Origin of the sequence: Streptomyces sp. NPDC014734 (assembly GCF_043083325.1) — a bacterium.
Classification (GTDB): Bacteria; Actinomycetota; Actinomycetes; order Streptomycetales; family Streptomycetaceae; genus Streptomyces.
Map to the genome: position 1 here is coordinate 224,047 of NZ_JBIBYN010000012.1, position 7,652 is coordinate 231,698.

Consider the following 7,652-nt stretch of genomic DNA (forward strand, 5'->3'; position numbering starts at 1 on the left):
GTCGCCGACCGGCCCGTCCCCGCGCCCCGGTCGCCGCTCGGACCCCGTCCCGCCCCCGCTCCCCGTTTCCGCCCCCCGCCCCCCGATCACGCACCTCACAAGGACGAACCATGGACCGGCTCTCCAACACCGTGCGCCCTTATGCCTGGGGCTCCACCACCGCCATACCGGAGCTGCTCGGCATCGCCCCCACCGGCGAACCCCAGGCCGAGATGTGGATGGGCGCCCACCCGGGAGCGCCCTCCCGCCTCACCCGCCCCACCAGCACCGGAGAGGCGGGCCCGGAACGCCCCCTCACCGAGGTCATCGCCGCCGACCCCGAGCGCGAACTGGGCCGGGCCACCGTCGAGAAGTTCGGCCCCCGCCTGCCCTTCCTCCTCAAGCTCCTCGCCGCGGGCGCCCCGCTCTCCCTCCAGGTCCACCCCGACCTCGCCCAGGCCGAACGGGGATTCGCGGACGAGGAACGCCGGTCCGTCCCGATCGACGCCCCCCACCGCACCTACAAGGACGCCAACCACAAGCCCGAACTGATCTGCGCGCTCACCCCCTTCGCCGGACTGTGCGGCTTCCGTCGCCCCGCCGACGCCGCCGGGACGATGGCCGCGCTCGGCGTCGACTCCCTCAAGCCGTACGTCGACCTCCTCGGCGCCCACCCCGAGGAGGCGGCACTGCGCGAGGTCCTCACCGCGATCCTCTCCGCCGATCCGGCGGAGACGACAGGGACGGTGAACGAGGCGGCGGCCGCCGCCGAACGCCTCGGCGGTGCACATGCCCCGTACGCGCGGATCGCCCACCACTTTCCCGGCGACCCCGGTGTCCTCGCGGCGATGCTGCTGAACTACGTCGAGCTCCAGCCCGGCGAAGCCCTCTTCCTCGGCGCCGGTGTCCCGCACGCGTACCTCGACGGCCTCGGCATCGAGATCATGGCCAACTCGGACAACGTGCTGCGCTGCGGACTCACGCCCAAACACATCGACGTGCCCGAGCTCCTGCGCATCGTCCGCTTCGAGGCGACCGATCCGGGAATCCTGCGCCCCGAGGCGTCCCCGTCCGGCGAGGAACTGTACGAGACGCCCGTGGACGAGTTCCGCCTCTCACGCTTCGACCTGTCACCCGGCGCCGACCCCGTCGACCTGACCCGGGACACCCCGCAGATCCTGCTCTGCACCGCGGGCGCCCCGAAGGCGGGCACGCTCGGCCTCACACCGGGCGCCTCGGTCTTCGTACCCGCCGGAGAAAAGGCCGAAGTGTCCGGTACGGGAACCCTGTTCCGCGCCACAGTGGTGGCCTGACGAATCTTCCGCACCGGCGACTGCAACAATGTCCGGCCGTACCGCGGCGCCAGGTCCGCGGCTCCGGAGAAGGGACACCAGGCACCCATGAGTGCGTCAGGCGGAACCAAGGCGATCGTGGCGGCACTCGGCGCCAACCTCGCGATCGCCGTGGCCAAATTCGTCGCGTTCCTGTTCAGCGGCTCGTCGTCGATGCTCGCGGAGAGCGTCCACTCCGTCGCCGACTCGGGCAACCAGGGCCTGTTGCTGCTCGGCGGCAAGAAGGCCCGGCGCGAGGCCACCCCCCAGCACCCCTTCGGTTACGGGCGCGAGCGCTACATCTACGCCTTCCTCGTCTCCATCGTGCTGTTCTCGGTCGGTGGCATGTTCGCGGTGTACGAGGGCTACGAGAAGATCAAGCAACCGCACGAGATCGAGTCCTGGTACTGGCCGGTGGGCGTGCTCGTCTTCGCGATCATCGCCGAGGGCTTCTCCTTCCGTACGGCCATCAAGGAGTCCAACGAGACCCGCGGATCGCTGTCCTGGCGGGAATTCATCCGCCGGGCGAAGGCCCCCGAACTCCCCGTCGTGCTCCTGGAGGACTTCGGTGCGCTGATCGGCCTCGTCCTGGCCCTCGCTGGTGTCGGCCTGGCCCTGGCCACCGGCAACGGTGTGTGGGACGGCGTCGGCACCCTCTGCATCGGCGTCCTGCTGATCATCATCGCGATCGTCCTCGCCGCCGAGACGAAGTCCCTGCTGCTCGGCGAGGCCGCGGGCGCCGACCAGGTCGAGAAGATCAAGGCCGCCGTCGTCGACGGCGACACGGTCACCGGCGTCATCCACATGCGCACGCTCCACCTCGGCCCGGAAGAACTGCTGGTCGCCGCCAAGATCGCGGTGCAGCACGACGACACCGCCGCCGAAGTCGCCAACGCCATCAACGCCGCCGAGACCCGCATCCGCGAGGCAGTTCCGATCGCCCGCGTCATCTACCTCGAACCGGACATCTACAGCGAGGCGGCCGCGGCGGCGGGCACCAATCCGGGCCGGGCCCCGGGCGATGCCCCGACCACCCCGGCGGATTCCGGACACTGACCCGGGGCCGCCGTTTCAGGCCGTCGTACCCACCGGCGGCCCCGGGCCGGCACCCACCCCACGGCCCACCCCACGGCCCACCCCACGGCCCGTCCCCTTGGCCCCCGACGGCACCACCACTCCGGCACACCCGGATTCCTCGCCCTCCCGCCCTCTCCGCCCGCCCTTCCCCCGGCATGTTCCCGGCCACCCGCGATCCCGGGTGGGCTGGGAGCGGCCGGGGCGATCGGTGTAGATTCGACGGCAGTGTCAGACGTCGCTGCTGATGGCGGTCGATCGGTCCGCGCACGGACCGGCCGAGGGAGAGAGGGCCTCCGACGGACTGCGCTGTGAGCACCGGGCATTCGTGTGCCCGCTGCCGCAGAGCCAGCCGCCCACCTCGACACCCATCACGAGGAGCAGCCCGTTATGACGACGGTCACCAACCGACAGGACTTCAAGGTCGCCGACCTCTCCCTCGCGGCGTTCGGCCGCAAGGAGATCACCCTCGCCGAGCACGAGATGCCCGGCCTGATGTCGATCCGCAAGGAGTACGCCGCCGCGCAGCCGCTGTCCGGCGCCCGCATCACCGGTTCGCTGCACATGACCGTGCAGACGGCCGTGCTGATCGAGACCCTGGTCGCCCTCGGCGCTGAGGTCCGCTGGGCCTCCTGCAACATCTTCTCCACGCAGGACCACGCCGCCGCGGCCATCGCCGTGGGCCCGAACGGCACCCCGGAGGACCCGCAGGGCGTCCCGGTCTTCGCCTGGAAGGGCGAAACGCTCGAAGAGTACTGGTGGTGCACGGAGCAGGCCCTGACCTGGCCGAACACCCCCACCGGCGGCCCCAACATGATCCTCGACGACGGTGGTGACGCCACCCTCCTCGTCCACAAGGGCGTCGAGTTCGAGAAGGCCGGCTCCGCCCCGGACCCGTCGACCGCGGACAGCGAGGAGTACGCCCACATCCTCACCCTGCTGAACCGCACCCTCGGCGAGTCCCCCCAGAAGTGGACCCAGCTGGCGTCCGAGATCCGCGGTGTCACCGAAGAGACCACGACCGGTGTGCACCGGCTGTACGAGATGCACCGCGAGGGCACCCTCCTCTTCCCGGCGATCAACGTCAACGACGCCGTCACCAAGTCCAAGTTCGACAACAAGTACGGTTGCCGCCACTCCCTGATCGACGGCATCAACCGCGCCACCGACACCCTCATCGGCGGCAAGACCGCGGTCGTCTGCGGCTACGGCGACGTCGGCAAGGGCTGCGCGGAGTCGCTGCGCGGCCAGGGCGCCCGCGTGATCATCACCGAGGTCGACCCGATCTGCGCGCTGCAGGCGGCGATGGACGGCTACCAGGTCACCACGCTCGACGAGGTCGTCGACAAGGCCGACATCTTCGTCACCACCACGGGCAACAAGGACATCATCATGGCCGCCGACATGGCCAAGATGAAGCACCAGGCCATCGTCGGGAACATCGGCCACTTCGACAACGAGATCGACATGGCCGGCCTGGCGAGGACCCCCGGCATCGTCAAGGACGAGGTCAAGCCGCAGGTCCACACCTGGACGTTCTCCGACGGCAAGGTCCTCATCGTGCTGTCCGAGGGCCGCCTGCTCAACCTGGGCAACGCCACCGGTCACCCGTCGTTCGTGATGTCCAACTCCTTCGCGGACCAGACCCTGGCCCAGATCGAGCTGTACACCAAGCCCGAGGAGTACCCCACCGACGTCTACGTGCTGCCCAAGCACCTGGACGAGAAGGTCGCCCGTCTCCACCTCGACGCACTCGGCGTCAAGCTGACGACCCTCCGTCCCGAGCAGGCCGCCTACATCGGTGTCGAGGTCGAGGGCCCGTACAAGCCGGACCACTACCGCTACTGACCCCGTCGTCGGCGACCCGCACCCGTCACCGCCGGTGGCCCGGCCCGTCCCGGGACGGGCCACACGCACCACCAGCGGTCGGTGACACCCGGCCGCCGACGGACAGAACAGTCTCGGCAGCAGTCACGAGAGCAGGCCCCCGCACCCCCGTGTCGGGGGCCTGCCCCGTACCGAGCCCGCTCGGTGCGACACCCGTTCAGCCCGAGGAACCTCGAAGGACCCCATGCCCCGCGGTCGATATTCGCTCCACGATCCTCACGATCACACCTTCCTCGGCGAAGAACACTTCCAATGCGCCCCCGGACCCTCCGGCTGGCGTTACGTCTCCCGGACCACCACCCCTTCCGGCGACCACCTCGGCTCCGTCGACCTCACGCTCGACGAGCTGGGCCGCCCCATCCGTCTCGAACTCCACACCGCGAGTTGGCAGGTCCGCGGCGCCGCCCTGGACGGCGTCACCTGGGTCCGCACCGACCCGACCGGAAGCCATGCCACGGAAGGCAATGTGGGCGCCCACGCCTTCACCGGCACATCCCCCGCTTTCCTCGTCGCGACGGCGCGACTGCTGCGTCTCACCCCCGATTCCCCCGCGGCCCGCGTCCGGCTGCTCGCCTTCACGGACCCGGTCCTCGCCCCCCGTACCGTCGACCAGTCCTGGGCACTGGTGAACAGTGAAGCGCACGCCACTGACAACGGCCCCCTGGTTGTGGACGAGTACCAGGTCAGCGCACTGGACACCGGTGAGCGGCACGTCGTGCATCTCGCCGGCGACGTGGTCCTCGCGGCTCCCGGGATCGAACTCGAAGACCTGGAATCGCCGCCCTCACCGCGTTAGGCGGGCGGTTCCCACCGTGTCAGGCGGGTGGCGCGAACCGCGTCGAAGCGGGCTTCGAGCTGTTCCCCTCTTCCACCGCCGACGGCGTCGATGCCGCCGGGGCAACCGCCCCCGCGCGCCCTCCGGGCAGCCCGGCCGCGACGGCCGAAGCGGACGGACTGCCCCCGCCCACCGGTCCCTCGTCCGACCGCTCCTTTTCCACCGAGCCGACGTCGCTCGCCCGCCCCGCCTGTCCCCGGCGGTCCGTCCGACCGGCATCGGCTGTTCCGGGTGCGGCCCCGTCCCTCCCGGCGTCGAGCACCCGCCGCGCGTCCCGGGCCTGCCGTTCGTGCACCACCGCCGCCAGATACGCCCCGGCGGGCACCCCCGGGGGAACCGGAACCCCGGTCCGGGCCGCCAGCTCGCCCGCCAGCCGCTCCGCCATCGAGCCGCCGATCCGCGCATCGAGTTGATGGACGCGCGTCAGGTACTGCCGTATCGCCAGCCACAGGCCGTCCGGCACCCCCGACAGATCCAGCGCGGCGAATCGCCCGACCAACCACGGAGGCGGGGGCGGCACGGCCGCAGCCCGTCCCGCCGGCACCCGTTCCCGCACGACGAGCGTCCCCGCGAACACGTCTCCCAGGCGACGCCCCCGTTCCGACACCAGGGAAGCGACGCAGGCGATCACGCCGAACGTCATCAGAATCTCGACAACGCCCATGGCACCGCGCATCATCGCGTGCCGGAAACGGATCGGCCCCCCGTCGTCCCTGACCACCCGCAGCCCGCACACCAGCTTCCCCAGCGAACGTCCGTGGCTGAGCGTTTCCACCGCGATCGGTCCACCGACCAGCACCAGCAGGAACGCCGCGAGGGATATCGCCGCCACCGCCGCCTCGTCCAGTGTCGACACCGCGAGGACCAGCCCGATCAACACCAGGACGAACGCCGCGCCCACCACGACGAGGTCGATGGCCAGCGCGAGCATCCGGCTCGGCAGTTTCGCCGGCCGCAGGCCCAGTACCACCGCGTCCCCGGTCACCAGTTCATTCATCGCGCCCCATCCCCTCGCCGGCCTTCCCTGCCCCTTGGGCACTCAGTCTGCCAAGCTGACCCGCAGCGCGCCGTCGTAGTACGACCCCGTACGCACTCTCGCCTGGAGCAGCAGCCGACCATGGACCTCGATGTCTTCGTGACCGCCCACCGCACGGAGTGGGACCGCCTGGACCACCTCCTGCGCCGCGGGCGTCGGCTCACCGGTGAGGAGGCCGACGAACTCGTCGAGCTCTACCAGCGCACGGCCACCCACCTCTCCCTCGTCCAGTCCAGCGCGCCGGACGCACTGCTCGTCGCACGGCTCACCCAACTCGTCGCCCGCGCCAGGTCCACGGTGACGGGAACCCGACGCGCCTCGTGGCGCGATGCCACCCGCTTCCTGACCGCCGGATTCCCCGCCGCGGTCTACCGGTCCCGGCACTGGTGGGTACCCACAGCCGTCCTCGCCACGCTGCTGGCCGCGATCATCGGCTGGTGGATCGGCACGCATCCGGAGGTCCAGTCGGCCATCGCGGCCCCGGACGACCTCCGTCGCCTGACCAGCCCCGGCGGTGAGTACGAGACCTATTACTCCAGCCACCCCGCCGCATCGTTCGCGGCCCAGGTGTGGACGAACAATGCCAGGGCCGCGGCCCTGTGCCTGGTGCTGGGCGCGTTCCTCGGCATACCGGTGGTCTGGGTTCTCTTCCTCAACGTGCTCAACCTCGGCGTCGGCATCGGCCTCATGTCCTCGGCAGGCCGCCTCGACACCTTTATGGGGCTGATCCTTCCGCACGGCCTGCTCGAACTCACCGCGGTCTTCGTCGCGGCGGGCACCGGTCTCCGTCTGGGCTGGACCGTCATCGACCCGGGCCCGCGCAGCCGCCGAACGGCTCTCGCACAAGAAGGCCGTGCCGCGATCGGTATGGCCATCGGGCTCGCCCTGGTGCTGTTCGTCTCGGGCGTCATAGAAGGCTTCGTCACCCCGTCCGGTCTCCCGACGTGGGGCCGGATCACCATCGGCGTCGTCGCCGAGGCCGCCTTCCTCGCGTACGTCTACGTTCTCGGCGGCCGAGCGGCGCGAGCCGGAGACGGCGGGGACATCGAGGCAGCGGAACGCAGCGCCGAACTGCCGGTCGCCGCCTGATGTGCGTGCACCCCCGCTGACCTGCTAGTCTGCTCACCTCCCCGAAAGACTGTTGACACAGTCGCGCAGGGGAGGTAGATTCTAACGGTTGCCACGGACTGGACAGGTCCGAGCCAGGCGGCTAGTCTCTACTCCGCCTCCTGCAGAAATTTGAAATTTCCGCAGGATCCTTGATTCTCTTCATTCGGATGCCGAAGCCGTTCAGAGCGGCTGAATCCTTCTGATAAAGTCGAATCCGCCGAAAGGCAAAAGACCACTCCAACGGTCGACCGGAATTGAATTCCGAACCGGAAACGGAACGGAAAGAGAATCTGGTAGGGTTGGAATCGCCGGAAAGGGAAACGCGAAAGCGTGGAACTGGAAAGCGGCCCCGCTTCGACCGGGGGTCGGACACTGAAAAGGGTCTGATAGAGTCGGAAAC

General features: G+C 70.0%; 6 protein-coding genes. 5 read left to right on the forward strand and 1 reads right to left on the reverse strand.

The genetic code is table 11. From position 1 onward, the window contains the following. Positions 1-110: 110 nt before the first annotated feature. The 4 genes from manA (at position 111) to ACF1CT_RS21000 (ending at position 5,067) form a co-directional block, all read left to right on the forward strand. Complete coding sequence (manA, locus tag ACF1CT_RS20985; RefSeq protein ID WP_391785393.1) at positions 111-1,292, forward strand: mannose-6-phosphate isomerase, class I; 1,182 nt, start codon at positions 111-113, stop codon at positions 1,290-1,292. Between the two features lie 87 nt (positions 1,293-1,379). Beyond that, entirely contained in the window at positions 1,380-2,366 is a 987-nt protein-coding gene (locus ACF1CT_RS20990; RefSeq protein ID WP_391785394.1) for a cation diffusion facilitator family transporter, read from the forward strand. Between the two features lie 408 nt (positions 2,367-2,774). Further along, positions 2,775-4,232, forward strand: a complete 1,458-nt coding sequence (gene ahcY / locus ACF1CT_RS20995; RefSeq protein ID WP_391785395.1) for an adenosylhomocysteinase — start codon at positions 2,775-2,777, stop codon at positions 4,230-4,232. Positions 4,233-4,455: 223 nt separating this feature from the next. Next, on the forward strand, positions 4,456-5,067 hold the full coding sequence (locus tag ACF1CT_RS21000; protein WP_391785396.1) for a hypothetical protein: 612 nt from the start codon (positions 4,456-4,458) through the stop codon (positions 5,065-5,067). 19 nt (positions 5,068-5,086) lie between these two features. Here ACF1CT_RS21000 and ACF1CT_RS21005 read toward each other — a convergent pair whose 3' ends face one another. Beyond that, positions 5,087-6,103 (reverse strand): RDD family protein, encoded by a 1,017-nt coding sequence (locus tag ACF1CT_RS21005; RefSeq protein WP_391785397.1) that lies wholly within the window; start codon positions 6,101-6,103, stop codon positions 5,087-5,089. A gap of 120 nt (positions 6,104-6,223) precedes the next feature. Between ACF1CT_RS21005 and ACF1CT_RS21010 the strand changes: the two genes are divergently transcribed. Next, positions 6,224-7,231, forward strand: coding sequence for a stage II sporulation protein M (locus ACF1CT_RS21010; RefSeq protein ID WP_391785398.1), 1,008 nt, complete (start codon positions 6,224-6,226; stop codon positions 7,229-7,231). Positions 7,232-7,652 lie beyond the last annotated feature (421 nt).